We start from the raw sequence: 15,462 nt of genomic DNA on the forward strand, positions 1-15,462 counted from the left end.
CATGGGTATCTGCGACGGACGCACCGTCATCATCACCGGCGCGGCGCGCGGGCTGGGGCGCGCCTATGCGCTCGCCTTCGCCGCCGAGGGCGCGAACGTGGTGGCGAACGATATCGGCACCTCGCTCGGCGGCGAGGGACGCGACACCAGCGCGGCCGATCAGGTGGTGGCGGAGATAAAGGCGGCGGGCGGCACGGCCATCGCCAATTACGAGGACATCACCGATTGGGACGCGGCGAAGCGGATCGTCGATGCCACCGTCGCCGCGTTCGGCGGACTGGACGTGGTGGTCAACAACGCCGGGATCGTGCGCGACCGCATGTTCGTCTCCGCGACGCCCGAGGAATGGGACGCGACGATGCACGTCCACCTGCGCGGCCATTTCTGCCTGTCGCGCCACGCGGTCGATCACTGGCGTGCGCGGCAGAAGGCGGGCGACGCGGTGGACGCGCGGATCATCAACACGACGAGCGGCGCGGGGCTGCAAGGCTCGATCGCGCAGGCGGCCTATTCCACCGCCAAGGGCGGAATCGCCGCGCTGACCCTGGTGCAGGCGGCGGAGCTCGGGCGCTACGGCATCACCGCCAACGCGCTCGCCCCCTCGGCGCGCACCCGCATGACCGAACAGGCGTTCGCGGAGAAGATGGCGACCGAGGGACAGACGTTCGACACGATGGACCCGGCCAATATCGCCCCCACCGTGGTGTGGCTGGGCAGCGCGCAGTCCGCGCACGTCACCGGCTGCGTGTTCGAGCTGGAGGGAGGCAGGATCATGCTGGAGGACGGCTGGCGCGAAGGCCCGGTGGTCGATGCGGGCAAGCGCTGGGCGCCCGCCGATGTCGGCGCGGCGGTGGACGGATTGCTCGCCGAACGGATCGCGCCGCGCAAGGTATGGGGGACGGCCTGATGCAATTCGCCTTCACAGAAGAACAGGCGATGATCGCGGAGACGGCCCGCGCCTTCTTCGCCGGGAACGCCACCAGCGAACGCACCCGCCGCGCGATGGAAGGCGACGGGATCGATCGGGACTTATGGGCGAGCTTCTGCACCGAGCTGGGCCTCGCCGGGATCGCGGTGCCGGAGGCGCATGGCGGCTCGGGCCTCGGGCTGGTCGAGTTCGCGACCATTGCCGAGGCGGCCGGCGCGCAGGTCGCCGCCCTCCCCCTGCTCGGCCTCGCCATGCCCGCCCGCGCGATCGCCGCCGGGGGCAGCGAGGCGCAGAAGCGGGAATGGCTGCCGAAGCTCGCGTCCGGCGAGGTGATCGCCGCGCCGGGCGGAAGCCATGACCAGCGCGTCGGGGACGGCAAATTGACCGGCACGGTCGATTTCGTGCCCCACGGCGGGATCGCGGATATGTTCGTCCTCGCATCGCCCGAAGGCGCATGGATCGTCCGCGCCGACGCGCCGGGCCTCGCGATCGAGCGCCCGGTGACGATGGACCAGACGCGCCCCCTCGCCCGCGTCACGCTCACCGACACGCCCGGCGATCCGCTGCCCGACTGGCAGGCAGGGCTGGAAGCGGCGCGCGCGGGCGGCTGGATTTGCGTAGCGGCGGAGGCGCTGGGCGGCGCGCAGGCAACGCTCGACCGCACCGTCGGCTATGCGCAGGAACGCGTGCAATTCGGCCGCCCGATCGGCAGCTTCCAGGCGTACAAGCATCGCCTCGCCGACATGATGGTGGAGATCGAGCAGGCGCGCTCGGCGGTCTATTGGGCAGCCTGCGCGGTGGACGAGGACTCGGCGGAAGCCCCGCTCGCGCTGCACAGCGCCAAGAGCTTCGCGGCCGACACCTATTGCCGCTGCGCGGGCGACATGATCCAGCTCCACGGCGGGATCGGCTTCACCTGGGAGCATGACGCGCACCTGTTCTTCAAGCGCGCCCGCGCGATCCGTTCGATGCTGGGCGACAGCGACTGGCACCGCGAGCAGGTCGCCAACATCATCGGATTGGGAGAAGCGGCATGAGGCTCGGATTCTCGGCCGGGGACGAGGCGTTCCGCGCTGAGGCGGCGGACTGGCTCGCCGACCAGATGTCCGGCGAGTTCCGCGACATCAAGGACGTGCTGGGCCTGACGGTGATGGCCGAACGCCGCAAGGAATGGGAGCAGCAGCTCGGCCGCCATCGCTGGAGCTGCATCGGTTGGCCCAGCAAATGGGGCGGCCGCGACGCGACGCTGGAACAGCAGGTGATCTTCGCGGAGGAATATGCGCGTTCCGGCGCGCCCGGCCGCGTCGGGCATATGGGAATCGAGCTGGCCGGGCCGACCATCCTCGCCTTCGGCACCGAGGAGCAGAAGGCGCGCTTCCTGCCCGGCATCGCCTCGGGCGAAGTCTTGTGGTGCCAGGGCTATTCGGAGCCGAACGCCGGGTCAGACCTCGCCTCGGTGCGCACCCGCGCGCGGGTCGATGAAGCGACCGGCGAATGGGTGGTGGACGGGCAGAAGATCTGGACCAGCCTCGCGCAGATCTGCGACTGGATCTTCGTCGTCACCCGCAGCGAGGAAGGGTCGAAGGGGCCGAAGGGCCTCACCTTCCTGCTTATGCCGATCGACCAGCCGGGGATCACCATCCGCCCGATCAGGCAGATCAACGGCGACGCCGAGTTCAACGAGACCTTCTTCGACGGCGCGCGCACGGCGGCGGAGAACCTCGTCTCCACGCCGGGCAACGGCTGGCAGGTGGCGATGGGGCTGCTCGCGTTCGAGCGCGGCGTCTCCACGCTCGGCCAGCAGATGGGCTTCCGGCACGAGCTGGACGCGATCATCGCGGCGGCGAAGGCCAACGGCTCAGCGAGCAACCCGCTGATCCGCCAGCGTATCGCCAAGGCGGAGATCGGGTTGCGCCTGATGCGCTACGGCGCGCTGCGCGTGCTGAGCAACACCGATCACGCCCGGCCGGACGGCGCGGCGCTGACGTACAAGCTGCAATGGGCGACGTGGCGGCGCAATCTCGGCGAGCTGGCGATGGACGTGCTGGGTCAGGCGGGTGAAGTGACGGCCGGGCCGGATTACGACTTCCCGATGCTCCCCAGCCTGTTCCTCTCGTCGCGCGCCGACACGATCTACGGCGGCACTAACCAGATCCAGCGCAACATCGTCGCCGAGCGCGCGCTCGGCCTGCCGCGCGAACCGCGAGGCAACGCATGACCCCTGCCCCCGCCTATCCCGCCCCGCGCGGGCTGCTGAAAGACCGCACTATCGTGGTCACCGCCGCCGCCGGGACCGGCATCGGCTTCGCGGTCGCCAGGCGCGCCGCCGAGGAAGGCGCGCGCGTGCTCATCAGCGATTTCCACGAGCGCCGGCTGGGCGAAGCGGCGGACGCGATCGCGGAAGCGGTCGGCACCCGCCCCGAAACCTGCCTGTGCGACGTGACCAGCGAGGCGCAGGTGCGGGCGCTACGCGACGCGGCTCTGGCTAAGCTCGGCCATGTCGACGTGCTCATCAACAATGCCGGGCTGGGCGGCGAGGTGCCGGTGGTCGACATGACCGACGAGCAATGGTCGCGCGTGATCGACGTGACGCTCACCAGCGTGTTCCGCATGACCCGCGCCTTCCTGCCCGCGATGACCGCGCGCGGCACCGGCGCGATCGTCAACAACGCCTCCGTGCTCGGCTGGCGCGCGCAGAAGGGGCAGGCGCATTATGCCGCCGCCAAGGCGGGCGTGATGGCCTTCACCCGCTGCGCGGCGGTGGAGGCGGCGGAACAGGGCGTGCGGATCAACGCGGTCGCGCCGTCGATCGCGATGCATCCCTTCCTCGCCAAGGTGACGACCGAGGACATGCTGGCGAAGCTCTCCGCGCAGGAGGCGTTCGGCCGCCCCGCCGAGGTGTGGGAAGTGGCGAACGTGATGATCTTCCTCGCTTCCGACCTGTCGTCGTACATGACGGGTGAGATCGTCTCGGTATCGAGCCAGCGGGCGTGAGCGCGCGGGTCTATCAGCACCCGCGCGGCCTGATCGGGCAGGAAGGCACCGCGCTCGGCCCGACCGGCTGGCTCGCGATCGATCAGGCGCGCGTCGACGGCTTCGCGCAGGTGACGGGCGATCACCAGTGGATCCACGTCGATGTCGAGCGCGCCAGGGTCGGCCCGTTCGGCGGCACGATCGCGCACGGCTATCTGACGATGAGCCTCGTCAACCTGTTCCTCCCCGACCTGATCGAGGTGCGCGGCTTCGCCCATGCGGTGAACGTCGGCGCGGATCGGCTGCGCTTCCTCGCGCCGGTGAAGGTGGGCGCGCGGATTCGCGGCACGGGCGAGATCGTCGCGGTGGAGGAGGTAAAGGGCGCGATCCAGTCCACCGTCCGCGTCACCGTGGAAATCGAGGGCGGCGACAAGCCCGCCTGCGTCGTCGACACGATCAGCCGCTATTTCCCGGAGTGACGGCCGTGGCCCTCCCCCCGACGATCCCGCACCTCGCCGCCTCCGCCGCCGAACGCTTCGGGGATCGCCCGGCGCTGCTGGAAAATGGCGAGACGTGGAGCTTCGCGGAACTTTGGCGGCGCGCCCGCGCGGCGGCCTCCGCCTTCCTCGCCAACGGAATCGGGGCGGGCGACCGCATCGCGATCTGGGCGCCCAACCGCGCGGAGTGGATCATCGCGGCGATCGGCGCGCAGACGGCAGGGGCGGCGATCGTACCGCTCAACACCCGGCTGAAGGGGCGCGAGGCGGGCGATATCCTGCGGCGGACGGGCGCGCGGATGCTGTTTACGGTCGGCGACTTCCTCGGCACCGATTACCCCGCCCTGCTCGAGGATGAGGCGCTGCCCGCGCTGGAACGGACGATTCTGCTGGACGATGATTGGAACTCCTTCCTCGCCGAAGGCGCAGGAGCGGACGCCCCCCGCGTCGCCGCTGCCCTCGCCGCGCTCGGCCCCGATGCGCTGAGCGACATCATGTTCACCTCCGGCACCACCGGTGCGCCCAAGGGCGTGCTGACCACGCACGGCCGCATCGTCCCGATGTTCGAGGCATGGGGCGACGCGGTGGGGCTTCGTGAAGGCGACGTCTACCTCATCGTCAACCCGTTCTTCCACAGTTTCGGCTTCAAGGCGGGCTGGGTCGCGGCGCTGATCAAGGGCGCGACGGTCGTGCCGATGGCGACCTTCGACGTGGCGAGAGCGATCGCGCATATCGAGCGCGACCGCGTCTCCTTCCTCCCCGGGCCGCCGACGATCTTCCAGTCGCTGCTCGCCGAGCCGCGCTTCGACTCATCCTCGCTGCGCTGCGCGGTTACGGGCGCCGCGACGGTGCCGCCGATCCTCATCGAGCGGATGCGGAACGAACTCGGCTTCCGCACCATCGTCACCGCTTACGGCATGACCGAATGCAGCGCGATCACCTCCTGCCGGCAGGGCGATTCGGCCGAGCTGGTCGCGTCGAGCTGCGGCAAGGCGCTGCCGGGGCTGGAGGTGAAGTGCGCCGACGATGCCGGGCGCGAGGTGCCTCGCGGCCAGGAGGGCGAGGTGCTGGTGCGCGGCTATGGCGTGATGCTCGGCTATCTCGACGACCCCGCCGCCACCGCCGAGGCGATCGATGCCGGCGGCTGGCTCCATACCGGCGACGTGGGGGTGATGGACGCGGCGGGCTATCTGCGCATCACCGATCGCAAGAAGGACATGTACATCTCCGGCGGGTTCAACTGCTATCCGGCGGAGATCGAGAAATTGCTCTCCGCCCATCCTGCCATCGCCGCCGCCGCCGTGATCGGCGTGCCGGACGAGCGGATGGGCGAGATCGGCCACGCCTTCATCGTGCTCCGCCCCGACGCGCCACGCGCGGACGAAGCGGCGCTGATCGGCTGGTCGCGCGCGAATATGGCGAATTACAAGGCCCCGCGCCGCGTGACCCTGCTCGACGCACTGCCGCTCAACGCTTCCGGCAAGGTGGTGAAGCCCGAGCTGCGCGCATTGGCGGAACGGGAAGGCTGAGCCGCCGTCTGGGTGACGATTGCTCCGAGGAACGCCGGCGAATGCGGCCCGCTGCCTATTCTTCCTCGGTGGGCGCGCCCGGTCCGTTCTTCTTGATCGATTCGATCGCGTTCACCGCGCCCGCCTTGTTGGCATAGCCCTCGGTCCAGAAGATCGTTTCGCTATTGTATTTGAAATACGCCACGAACTCACCGGCCTTGTTCTTCTTGATCGTGAACTTGTGCGCCATCGAACACTCTCCCCTAAGCCATGGGTCAGGCGAGCTTATCCACGAAACGCGCGGGCGTATAGCGGGAGATGTCGATGCCCGCAGGAGGCGCATCGCCCAGCAGCAGCGCGGCGCCGACCCGCGCGGCGGCCGGCGCGGTCTGGATGCCGAACCCGCCCTGCCCCGCGAACCAGAAGAAGCCCGGCGCATCGGCGGCGAAGCCATAGACCGGCAGCCGATCCGGCGCGAAGCTGCGCAGCCCGGCCCATTTCCGCTCGACCTGCTCGACCCGCCAGTCGACCGCCTGCTCCATCCGGTCGATCGCGATCGCGACATCCAGTTCCTCAGGCTGCACATCGCCCGGCGCGACCGGCGTCTCGTCATGCGGCGACAGCCACAGCCGCCCGCCCGCCTCCGGCTTGAAGTAGAAGCTGCCGCCGAGATGCGCGACATGCGGCACCGCCGCCGGCACCGGCGGATCGACGCGAAGCTGGATCAGCGTGCGGCGATAGGGCTGGATGCCGATCGGCGCCGCGCCGGCTCCGCGCGCCACTTCGTCCACCCACGCGCCGGCGGCATTGACCAGCACCGCCGCGTCGCGCACGCCGCCGCTCGTCTCGATCCGCCAGCGGCCGTCCACGCGCGTCGCGGATCGCAATGCGCGGCCCAGCTCGATCACCGCGCCCGCCCGCCGCGCGGCGGCCAGCGCATCGCCGTGCAGCGCCGCGACGTCGATATAGGCGCAGCTCGGTTCGATCACGCCCACCGTCCAGCCCGGACGCAGGCCGGGGACGAAGCGCGCGGGATCGACCCGCGCCAGCTCCACGCCCGATCCGTCGAAGCCGGCGATGAACGCATCGGCCAAAGCCTCGTCCCCCGCCCTGCCGATGTGCAGCGAGCCGAGCGGCTGGAGATACCCCCCGCCCCGCAGCGCATCGCCGGAAAGCGTCGTCAGCGGCTGGATCGCCGGCCCGCCATAGGTTTCGGACCAGAAAGCGGCGGAGCGGCCGGTCGCGTGATAACCGGCGACCTCCTCCGCCTCCAGGATCAGCACCCGCGCGCGATCGCCGATCGCGGCGGCAAGGGTGGCGCCAGCGATCCCGGCGCCGACGATCGCGATATCGTAGCTCATCGCGCGTGCGTTTCGAGGAAAGCGTCGATCGCCGCAAGCGCGCGATCGCGCACCGGATCGGCCTCGCGCAGGATCTCATGCGCGGATTCGGGACCGAAGCGCACTGCCTCGGCCGCTGGCAGCTTGCCGGCGACACGCAGCGCCGCGCGCGCATCGACCAGCCCGTCCGCCTCCGCGACGAGCAGCATCACCGGCGTCGTCATCGCCGCGAGGCGCGGATCGGCCTCCAGCGCGCGCGTACCGGCAAACGCCCGCGCCAGCCACGCCCAGCTCGGCGGGCCGAGCTGTATCTCGGGCTTCTCGGCATACCAGAAGCCCTCGTCCTCATAACGCGAGGCGTCGTGAGTCAGGAGCTTCTGCCGGTCGAGCCGCGCGCCGGGGCGCTCATGCCCCTGCCACGCGGCGCGCGCGGGATCGCCGAGCAGGCACATCAGCCGCGCCACCTGCTCCCCCAGCCACGGCCCGACCGGCGCCTTCAGCCCCAGCATCGGCGCGACCAGCACGGCGGCGGCGGGGTCCACCGCCCGTTCCACCAATGCGCGCAGCACGAGGTAGCCGCCCATCGAATGTCCCATGATGACACGCGGGCCAGCCGCCTCCCATGATCGCCAGAAGGCGGCGAGATCGGCGATCCACGGCGCGAAATCCGCCGCATGGCCGACCCGAGGGTTCGCCGATAGCCGCCCCGACCCGCCCTGCCCGCGCCAGTCGAACGAGGCGATCATCCAGCCGGCATCATGCCAATGGCCGAATGTTTCCAGATACTTCTCGAACACATCGCCGCGCCCGCCCTGGAACAGGATCGCGCCGCGCGGCACGCCCTCCGCCGGCCAGTCGAAGCGGCGGATCGACCACCCGTCGGGCGCCGCCCATTGCGTGATCGACGCGCCGGCCGGAATCGCGCGGCGGATGGGCGATGCGATGGTCATCGGGCATGGTTACGGTTTGGAAAGCCATTCCGTCTAGTGCGTGGGGAATGGCATGGTCCGTTCTCCACTGGCTGCTCCCCGCGATCCTCCTGCTGCTGTTGCTGTCGGCGGGGATCGAGGATGCGCGCAGGCGGGAGATCGCCAACTGGAAGAACGCCGCCATCGCGCTGCTCGCGCCGCTGTGGTGGGTGACGAGCGGGCTGGCGCCGTGGCCGGACATGGCGATCCAGTTCGGCATGGCGCTGATCGTGTTCGCGTTGTTCTGCGTGGCGTTCCACTTCGGCCAGATGGGCGGCGGCGACGTGAAGCTGATCGGCGCGCTCGCCCTGTGGCTGCCGCTGACGCCGCTGCTCCAGATGCTGCTGGTGATGTCGCTTGCCGGCGGCGTGCTGACATTGGTCATGCTGGCCGATCATCACATCAGAAAAAGTCAACGAATTCTTGAGGTTCCCTATGGAGTCGCGATCGTCTTCGGCGGCCTCGCGGTTCTTCACGAACTTCTTCTTAACCAGTTTGCGTAATCATGACCGGAATAACCCCGGCGTGACGGACGCTTGAAAGGCACGTTGAGTCATGGACACTCGCAAGGTTGTATTGCTGGTCGGCGCGCTGTTCGTCGCGGCCATCACCGCATTCTTCGCGCGCACCCTGATTACGGGAAGCGCCGCGCCTCAGGCGACCGCGATGGTCGGCGCGCCGGCGCCGGTCGACGGGCCGAAGGTGCTGGTCGCGATCCGCGCGCTGCCCGTCGGCACGATCATCGATCCGACGGCGGTGAAGTTCCAGCCGTGGCCGAAGGAACTGGTCGAAGGGGCCTATTTCCAGGAAGGCGCGGGCTTCGACATGAAGAATGTCGTCGGCACGGTGGTGCGCAACGCGATCACCGCCGGGCAGCCGATCACGCAGGGCGCACTGGTCAAGCCGGGCGACCGCGGCTTCCTCGCCGCCGCGCTCGGGCCGGGGATGCGCGCCGTGACGGTGCCGGTCTCCGCCCAGACCTCGGTCGCGGGCTTCATCTTTCCAGGCGATCGCGTCGACCTGCTGCTGAGCCAGTCGGTCACGGGCGGCGGCGATGGCCCGCCGCTCAAGACCGCCGAGACGATCCTGCGCAACCTGCGCGTGCTGGCCACCGATCAGCGCACCGCCGACGAGAAGGACGAGAAGGGCAACACCGTCGTCCACACCTTCTCCACGGTCACGCTGGAGACGACGCCGAAGATCGCCGAGCAGATCGCGGTGGCGGAATCCGCCGGCACGCTGTCGCTGTCGCTGCGCTCGATCGCCGACAATCAGGCCGAGTTCGAGCAGGCGATCGCCGCCGGCGCGGTGAAGGCGCCGGCCAACGGCGATCCGAAGGCGGAGCGCGCGCTGATGCTCCAGGTCGCCAGCCAACCGCAAGCCGGCGATTCGAGCGTCACCGTCGGCGCCGACGTGTCGCGCTTCCAGCGCCGCACCGTGCCGGGCAAGTCGTCCGACGCGCCGCAGCAGGGCGCGCAGGTGGCAGGCGGCAATTTTCCGGGAGGGGCGCCGGTGCTCGGCCCCGTGGTGCGGGTGGCGCGGGGCAATACTGTGACCGATGTTCCGGTCGGGGGGAAGCACTGAAGATGCGTATTCGTTCGACATCGATCGGGCTGCCGCTGGCAGTCGCGCTCGCAGCGGCCGCAGTCGCCGCAACGCCCGCCGCGGCGCCGGCGCAGTCCGCGCCGGGGGCCGGCGGACCGGTTGTCCAGCTCGCCACCAATCGTGGCCGGCTGGTGACGCTGGCGCGGCCGATGAGCGACCTGTTCGTCGCCAACTCGGAAATCGCCGACGTCCAGGTCCGCTCGCCGACCCAGCTCTACATCTTCGGCAAGAAGACCGGCGAGACGACCGTCTCCGCCACGTCCAAGAGCGGGCAGGTCGTCTATTCCGCGACGATCCGCGTCGGCAACAACTTCGACTCGATCGGCCAGATGCTCAAGCTGGCGATGCCGGAGGCGCAGATCACCGCCACGACGATGAACGGCGTGGTGCTGCTGACCGGCACCGTCGCGCAGCCCGACGACGGCGCGGAGGCTGAACGCCTCGCCACCGCCTTCGTCGGCGAGGGCACGAAGGTCATCAGCCGCCTGCGCACGGCAACGCCGTTGCAGGTGAACCTGCAGGTAAAGTTCGCCGAAGTGAGCCGCAGCTTCATCAAGAACATCGGCTCGAACATCATGACGCGGGACACGACGAACGGCTTCAACTTCGGCGTGCTTTCCGGCCGGGCCGGCGGGACGATCGGCAGTTTCAACACGTCCAACCTGCCCGTGCTCGACGCCTCGTCAAAGTTCGGTCTGCCGGCCGGCTCGATCTCGCTGCCGTTCAATCCGGCGACCGGCACGTTCGTCTATCCCAATTCGGGCAGCCAATACGGGTTCACGCAGAGCACCACCGAGCGCACGACGCTCGGCCTCGCGGGCAAATTGTTCGGCCTCGACGTGCTCCAGGCGCTCGACCTTGGCGAGCGCATCGGGCAGGTGACGAGCCTCGCCAACCCGAACCTGACGGCGCTGTCGGGCGAGACCGGCACGTTCCTGGCGGGCGGCGAGATCCCGATCCCGGTGGCGCAGGGCCTCGGCGCGGTGTCGATCGAATACAAACAATATGGCGTCAGCCTGGCCTATACGCCGACGGTGCTGGCGGACGGCCGGATCAGCCTGCGCGTCCGCCCGGAAGTGTCGCAGCTTTCATCGGATGGCGCGGTCACCTTCCAGGGCACGACGATCCCCGCCATCACCACGCGGCGCGCGGAAACGACGGTGGAGCTGGGCTCCGGCCAGAGCTTCATGATCGCCGGGTTGCTCCAGAACTCGCACAACAACTCGATCGACAAGACACCGGGTATCGGCGACCTGCCGGTGCTGGGCGCGCTGTTCCGCTCCAACGGCTTCCAGCGCAACGAGACGGAACTGGTGATCGTCATCACCCCGTATCTGGTGAAGCCGGTGAACGCCAACGACATCGCCCTGCCGACCGACGGCTACAAGGCGCCGACCGATCTCGATCGCGTGCTGTTCGGCCAGCTCGGCGGCGGCACCAGCGGCGGCCAGCGGCCCAAGCCGACGATGGAGGCCGGTCCGCCCGCGCAGCCGGCGGTCGGCGCGGCGGCGCCGGTCACTCCGGTCCCCGCGCCCGAGCCACGCCGCGACGATGCGGATCGCAAGGCGGCCGCGAAGCCAAAGGACAAGGCTTCGTCCGCCACACCCGCCGCGACGCCGGCTCCCGGCTTCTCGTTCAATTGACCCGCATCGAGGACATGAACATGGTCAAGCGCACCCTGCTCCTCGCCGCCCTCCCCGCGATATTGCTCGGCGGATGCAGCGGCACGAAGAATCGCGGGCTCGAATCCGTCCATCAGCCGGTCGTCAGCCGCACCGACTACAGCTTCGACGTCGGCACCGGCCCCGCCGGGCTGGCGCCGGGTGAGGAGCAGCGGCTCGCTGGCTGGATGGGCTCGCTCCGCCTCGGCTACGGCGACAGCATCGCGATCGACGATCCGGCCGGCGCAAGCCCCGCGGCGCGCGGCGCGGTGTCGCGCGCCGCGGCCCGTTTCGGCCTGCTCGTATCCGGCGACGCGCCGGTGACGGGCGCGCCGGTCACGCCGGGCACGTTGCGCGTGGTGGTCAGCCGGACGCGCGCGCGCGTCCCGAACTGCCCGGATTTCTCGCGCACGCGCCAGCCGGAGTTCGAGAGCAACACCTCCTCGAACCAGGGCTGCGCGGTCAATTCGAACCTTGCCGCGATGGTCGCCAATCCGCTCGATCTGGTGCGCGGCGAGCCGGGCGCGCAGGTCTATGACGCGGCGACCGGCACGCGCGCGATCACCGAATATCGCAAGGCGACGCCCACCGGAGCCGGCGGCACGGTGCTGAAGACCGAAAAAATGACGGGGAACAAGTAAGATGAACGCTCCGTGGAAACCGGGCGGCGTGGCCCATCGCGAACCCTTCGTCGCCTATGTCTGCGACGAGACGGCCGCCGAGGCGATCCGCCCCATCGCAACCGAGATGGGCTGGTCGCCCGAGAAGGTGAACAAGGGCGGCCTGCGCAACGCGGTGCAGTCGCTGTCCGTGTCGGCCAGCCCGCAGATCCTGTTCGTCGACCTCGCCGAATCGGGCGATCCGCTCGGCGATATCAATTCGCTCGCCGAGGTATGCGAGCCGGGCACGGTGGTGATCGCCTCCGGGCAAGTCAACGATGTGCGGCTGTACCGCGATCTCGTCGCGAGCGGGATCCAGGATTATCTCCTGAAGCCGCTGTCGCCGGACATGCTGCGCGATGCCTTCTCCCACGCGCAGGCGGTGCTGAACGCGCCCAAGGTGGTCGAGGGCGCGGTGGACCGGCCGCATTATGCGGTGGCGGTGATCGGCACGCGCGGCGGCACCGGCGCCTCCACCATCGCCGCCTCGCTGGCGTGGCTGATGAGCGAGAAGCAGCAGCGCACCACCGCGATGCTCGATCTCGACGTGCATTTCGGCACCGGCGCGCTGGCGCTCGATCTGGAACCGGGACGCGGCCTCACCGACGCGATCGAGAACCCCAGCCGCATCGACGGCCTGTTCATCGAGCGCGCCATGGTCCGCGCCTCCGACAAGCTGTCGATCCTGTCCGCCGAGGCGCCGATCAACTCGCCGATCGTCACCGACGGCAGCGCCTTCTTCCAGTTGCAGGAGGAGATGCGCGCCGCGTTCGAGTGCACCGTGGTCGATCTGCCGCGCAACATGCTGGTCGCGCACCCGCATCTGGTGAGCGACATGCAGTGCGCGCTGATCGTCACCGAGCTGACGCTGGCGGCGGCGCGCGACACGATCCGCATCCTCTCATGGATCAAAGCCAATGCGCCGCACCTGATGGTGCTGGTGCTGGCCAACCGCGTCCATCCGGGGCAGCAACTCGAAATCACGCGCAAGGATTTCGAGAATTCGATCGAGCGCAAGATCGATTTCATCGTCCCGTTCGACCAGAAGCTCGCCGCGCAGGCCGCGAAGCTCGGCAAGCCGCTCGCGGAAGCCGGCAAGGGTTCCAAGACGGTTGCGCCGATCGCGCAGCTCGCGAGCCGGCTTTGTACCGTGAGCGACGAGAGCGGATCGGGCGACGCGGCCGACGCGAAGGCGAAAAGCGGGTCGCTGATGGACCGGTTCGCCGACCTGAAATCCCTCCTGCCCAGGAAACCGGGCGGAGCGAAGGCGAAATGATCGCGCGCCCGCGCTTTTCCGCGCGGGGCCGCGCCCAAGGACGTGTGAGGCCGCGATGCCCCTGATGCCGATTGTCATGCTTGCGCTGGGCGCGCTGACCGTGATCGCGATGATCGGGTTCGCGTTCGCCGGCCCGTCCGCAGCGCGCGCCGGCAGCCGGCGGCTCGGCGCCCTGCGCGAGCGTCATTCCGCCTCGCCGACGATGGCGGTGGAGGCGCAGATGCGCCGCATCACCGGCAAGAACGCCACCAGGGCGGATCAGGCGGCGATGCGCTTCCTGCCGAAGCCGGCCGAACTGAAGAAGCGGCTGACCCGCACCGGCAAGAACTGGACGGTCGGTCAATACGGTATGGTGACGGTGGCGCTGCTGGTGATCGTCACCCTGCTGCTGACGCTGCAGGGCCTGCCGCTGCTGCTGGCGCTGCTGGTCGGGCTGGGCGTCGGCGCGGGCCTGCCGCATTATGTCGTCGGCTTCTTCATCAAGCGCCGCATCGCGAAGTTCAATGCGAAATTTCCCGACGCGATCGAATTGCTCGTGCGCGGCTTGCGCTCGGGCCTGCCGATCACAGAAACCATGTCGGTCGTCGCCAGCGAGGTGCCGGGTCCTGTGGGCGAGGAATTCCGCATCGTCTCGGACAAGATGAAGATCGGCCGCTCGATGGACGTGGCGCTCCAGGAAACCGCCGAGCGGATTCCGACGCCCGAGTTCCAGTTCTTCTGCATCACCATCGCGATCCAGCGCGAGACCGGCGGCAATCTGGCGGAAACGCTCCAGAACCTCGCCACCGTGTTGCGTCAGCGCGGGCAGATGAAGCTGAAGATCAAGGCGATGTCGTCGGAATCGAAGGCGTCGGCCTATATCATCGGCGCGCTGCCGTTCATCGTTTTCGGCCTGATCTGGTTCATCAACGGCAGCTACATGCAGAAATTCTTCGTCGATGAACGGCTTATCATGGTCGGCGGCGGCGGGCTGGTATGGATGGCGATCGGCGGCTTCATCATGGCCAAGATGATCAACTTCGAGATCTGACGCGATGGAACCCACATCCAATCCGACGCTGCTTGGCATCGACGTCTATCTGGCCGCGACGATCCTGTCCGGCGTGGCGGCGTTCGCCGTGCTGGTGGCGATCTACGCCGCGCTCAGCGTGCGCGACCCGATGGCCCGGCGCGTCAAGGCGCTGAACGAGCGTCGCGAGCAGCTCAAGGCCGGCATCACCGCCTCCAGCGGCAAGCGCCGCGCGAAGCTGGTGCGCCGCAGCGAGGGCGCCGACCGCATCCGCGCCTTCCTCGCCTCGCTGAAGGTGCTGCAGGACAGCCAGCTCAAGGACGCGCAGGTCAAGCTGCTCCAGGCCGGCATCCGATCGAAGGAATGGGCGGTGGGGGTGATCTTCGGCCGGCTGGTGCTGCCGGTGGTGATCGGCGGCATCATGGTGTTCGTCGTCTATGGCACGAACAGCTTCGCCGAATGGTCCGCGCTCAAGCGCTATGGGCTGGTCGCCTTCACCTTCATCGCCTGCTACAAGGCGCCGGACATCTTCCTCAAGAACCAGATCACCAAGCGCTCGCAGGCGATCCGCAAGGGCCTGCCCGACGCGCTCGATCTGCTGGTGATCTGCGCCGAGGCCGGCCTGACTGTGGACGCCGCGTTCCACCGCGTCGCGAAGGAGCTGGGCAAGGCCTATCCCGAGCTGGGCGACGAATTCGCGCTCACCGCGATCGAGCTGGGCTTCCTCACCGATCGCCGCCAGGCGTTCGAGAATTTTTCCAACCGCATCGCGCTGGACGAGGTGAAGGGCATCGTCACCACGATGATCCAGACCGAGAAATACGGCACCCCCCTCGCCTCCGCGCTGCGCGTGCTGTCCGCCGAGTTCCGCAACGAGCGCATGATGCGCGCGGAGGAAAAGGCCGCCCGCCTGCCGGCGATCATGACGGTGCCGCTGATCCTGTTCATCCTGCCGGTGCTGTTCATCGTCATCCTCGGCCCGGCGGCCTGCTCGATCAACGACGCCTTCATCCACGGCACCCCCTGACCGGCCCGCCG

Annotated in this window: 16 protein-coding genes; 13 read left to right on the forward strand and 3 right to left on the reverse strand. The window is 69.1% G+C overall.

All coding sequences use genetic code 11. The annotated features are described in order from the left end of the window. Position 1 precedes the first annotated feature (1 nt). Genes F9288_RS18860 through F9288_RS18885 form a run of 6 tightly spaced genes read left to right on the forward strand, consistent with a single transcriptional unit; the run spans position 2 to position 5,927 of the window. Positions 2-907, forward strand: a complete 906-nt coding sequence (locus tag F9288_RS18860) for an SDR family oxidoreductase (protein WP_174838198.1) — start codon at positions 2-4, stop codon at positions 905-907. Then, the gene (locus F9288_RS18865) at positions 907-1,965 is read left to right on the forward strand and encodes an acyl-CoA dehydrogenase family protein (RefSeq protein WP_174838199.1); all 1,059 of its coding nucleotides are present in this window, start codon (positions 907-909) and stop codon (positions 1,963-1,965) included. The genes F9288_RS18860 and F9288_RS18865 overlap by 1 nt, the downstream gene beginning before the upstream one ends. Continuing rightward, entirely contained in the window at positions 1,962-3,146 is a 1,185-nt protein-coding gene (locus tag F9288_RS18870; RefSeq protein ID WP_174838200.1) for an acyl-CoA dehydrogenase family protein, read from the forward strand. Before F9288_RS18865 ends, F9288_RS18870 begins: the two co-directional genes overlap by 4 nt. Next, positions 3,143-3,922 (forward strand): SDR family oxidoreductase, encoded by a 780-nt coding sequence (locus F9288_RS18875; protein ID WP_174838201.1) that lies wholly within the window; start codon positions 3,143-3,145, stop codon positions 3,920-3,922. The genes F9288_RS18870 and F9288_RS18875 overlap by 4 nt, the downstream gene beginning before the upstream one ends. Beyond that, positions 3,919-4,380 (forward strand): MaoC family dehydratase, encoded by a 462-nt coding sequence (locus tag F9288_RS18880; protein WP_174838202.1) that lies wholly within the window; start codon positions 3,919-3,921, stop codon positions 4,378-4,380. The genes F9288_RS18875 and F9288_RS18880 overlap by 4 nt, the downstream gene beginning before the upstream one ends. A gap of 5 nt (positions 4,381-4,385) precedes the next feature. Then, positions 4,386-5,927 carry a FadD3 family acyl-CoA ligase gene (locus F9288_RS18885; RefSeq protein ID WP_217482556.1) on the forward strand — a complete coding sequence of 514 codons (1,542 nt, stop codon included), beginning with the start codon at positions 4,386-4,388 and terminating at the stop codon, positions 5,925-5,927. A gap of 55 nt (positions 5,928-5,982) precedes the next feature. On the opposite strand, the gene F9288_RS18890 is transcribed toward F9288_RS18885, so the two are convergent. Genes F9288_RS18890 through F9288_RS18900 form a run of 3 tightly spaced genes read right to left on the reverse strand, consistent with a single transcriptional unit; the run spans position 5,983 to position 8,196 of the window. Next, positions 5,983-6,156, reverse strand: a complete 174-nt coding sequence (locus F9288_RS18890) for a DUF1508 domain-containing protein (RefSeq protein ID WP_174838204.1) — start codon at positions 6,154-6,156, stop codon at positions 5,983-5,985. A 25-nt stretch (positions 6,157-6,181) separates the two neighbouring features. Then, positions 6,182-7,267 carry an FAD-binding oxidoreductase gene (locus F9288_RS18895; RefSeq protein WP_174838205.1) on the reverse strand — a complete coding sequence of 362 codons (1,086 nt, stop codon included), beginning with the start codon at positions 7,265-7,267 and terminating at the stop codon, positions 6,182-6,184. Beyond that, entirely contained in the window at positions 7,264-8,196 is a 933-nt protein-coding gene (locus tag F9288_RS18900; protein ID WP_174838206.1) for an alpha/beta fold hydrolase, read from the reverse strand. The genes F9288_RS18895 and F9288_RS18900 overlap by 4 nt, the downstream gene beginning before the upstream one ends. Before the next feature lie 47 nt (positions 8,197-8,243). Between F9288_RS18900 and F9288_RS18905 the strand changes: the two genes are divergently transcribed. Genes F9288_RS18905 through F9288_RS18935 form a run of 7 tightly spaced genes read left to right on the forward strand, consistent with a single transcriptional unit; the run spans position 8,244 to position 15,451 of the window. Continuing rightward, entirely contained in the window at positions 8,244-8,717 is a 474-nt protein-coding gene (locus tag F9288_RS18905; RefSeq protein ID WP_174838207.1) for a prepilin peptidase, read from the forward strand. 52 nt (positions 8,718-8,769) lie between these two features. Continuing rightward, the gene (gene cpaB / locus F9288_RS18910; RefSeq protein WP_174838208.1) at positions 8,770-9,798 is read left to right on the forward strand and encodes a Flp pilus assembly protein CpaB; all 1,029 of its coding nucleotides are present in this window, start codon (positions 8,770-8,772) and stop codon (positions 9,796-9,798) included. Positions 9,799-9,800: 2 nt separating this feature from the next. Beyond that, a complete protein-coding gene (locus tag F9288_RS18915) occupies positions 9,801-11,462 on the forward strand; it encodes a type II and III secretion system protein family protein (RefSeq protein ID WP_174838209.1) in 1,662 nt (553 codons plus the stop codon). A 20-nt stretch (positions 11,463-11,482) separates the two neighbouring features. After that, a complete protein-coding gene (locus F9288_RS18920) occupies positions 11,483-12,121 on the forward strand; it encodes a CpaD family pilus assembly protein (RefSeq protein ID WP_254620964.1) in 639 nt (212 codons plus the stop codon). 1 nt (position 12,122) lies between these two features. Then, positions 12,123-13,415, forward strand: a complete 1,293-nt coding sequence (locus tag F9288_RS18925) for a pilus assembly protein CpaE (RefSeq protein ID WP_174838211.1) — start codon at positions 12,123-12,125, stop codon at positions 13,413-13,415. A 55-nt stretch (positions 13,416-13,470) separates the two neighbouring features. Next, positions 13,471-14,445, forward strand: a complete 975-nt coding sequence (locus F9288_RS18930; RefSeq protein WP_174838212.1) for a type II secretion system F family protein — start codon at positions 13,471-13,473, stop codon at positions 14,443-14,445. 4 nt (positions 14,446-14,449) lie between these two features. After that, positions 14,450-15,451 carry a type II secretion system F family protein gene (locus tag F9288_RS18935; RefSeq protein ID WP_174838213.1) on the forward strand — a complete coding sequence of 334 codons (1,002 nt, stop codon included), beginning with the start codon at positions 14,450-14,452 and terminating at the stop codon, positions 15,449-15,451. The last annotated feature ends 11 nt before the right edge of the window (positions 15,452-15,462 follow it).

Origin of the sequence: Sphingomonas sp. CL5.1 (assembly GCF_013344685.1) — a bacterium.
Taxonomy (GTDB): Bacteria; Pseudomonadota; Alphaproteobacteria; order Sphingomonadales; family Sphingomonadaceae; genus Sphingomonas.

Bases quoted from the DNA above. Each gene is read 5' to 3' on its own strand.
- F9288_RS18925 (WP_174838211.1), top strand. From the start codon at position 12,123: ATGAACGCTCCGTGGAAACCGGGCGGCGTGGCCCATCGCGAACCCTTC.
- F9288_RS18930 (WP_174838212.1), top strand. From the start codon at position 13,471: ATGCCCCTGATGCCGATTGTCATGCTTGCGCTGGGCGCGCTGACCGTG.
- F9288_RS18920 (WP_254620964.1), top strand. From the start codon at position 11,483: ATGGTCAAGCGCACCCTGCTCCTCGCCGCCCTCCCCGCGATATTGCTC.
- F9288_RS18895 (WP_174838205.1), bottom strand. From the start codon at position 7,267: ATGAGCTACGATATCGCGATCGTCGGCGCCGGGATCGCTGGCGCCACC.
- F9288_RS18915 (WP_174838209.1), top strand. From the start codon at position 9,801: ATGCGTATTCGTTCGACATCGATCGGGCTGCCGCTGGCAGTCGCGCTC.
- F9288_RS18890 (WP_174838204.1), bottom strand. From the start codon at position 6,156: ATGGCGCACAAGTTCACGATCAAGAAGAACAAGGCCGGTGAGTTCGTG.
- F9288_RS18935 (WP_174838213.1), top strand. From the start codon at position 14,450: ATGGAACCCACATCCAATCCGACGCTGCTTGGCATCGACGTCTATCTG.
- F9288_RS18865 (WP_174838199.1), top strand. From the start codon at position 907: ATGCAATTCGCCTTCACAGAAGAACAGGCGATGATCGCGGAGACGGCC.
- cpaB (WP_174838208.1), top strand. From the start codon at position 8,770: ATGGACACTCGCAAGGTTGTATTGCTGGTCGGCGCGCTGTTCGTCGCG.
- F9288_RS18905 (WP_174838207.1), top strand. From the start codon at position 8,244: ATGGCATGGTCCGTTCTCCACTGGCTGCTCCCCGCGATCCTCCTGCTG.
- F9288_RS18870 (WP_174838200.1), top strand. From the start codon at position 1,962: ATGAGGCTCGGATTCTCGGCCGGGGACGAGGCGTTCCGCGCTGAGGCG.
- F9288_RS18875 (WP_174838201.1), top strand. From the start codon at position 3,143: ATGACCCCTGCCCCCGCCTATCCCGCCCCGCGCGGGCTGCTGAAAGAC.
- F9288_RS18900 (WP_174838206.1), bottom strand. From the start codon at position 8,196: ATGACCATCGCATCGCCCATCCGCCGCGCGATTCCGGCCGGCGCGTCG.
- F9288_RS18860 (WP_174838198.1), top strand. From the start codon at position 2: ATGGGTATCTGCGACGGACGCACCGTCATCATCACCGGCGCGGCGCGC.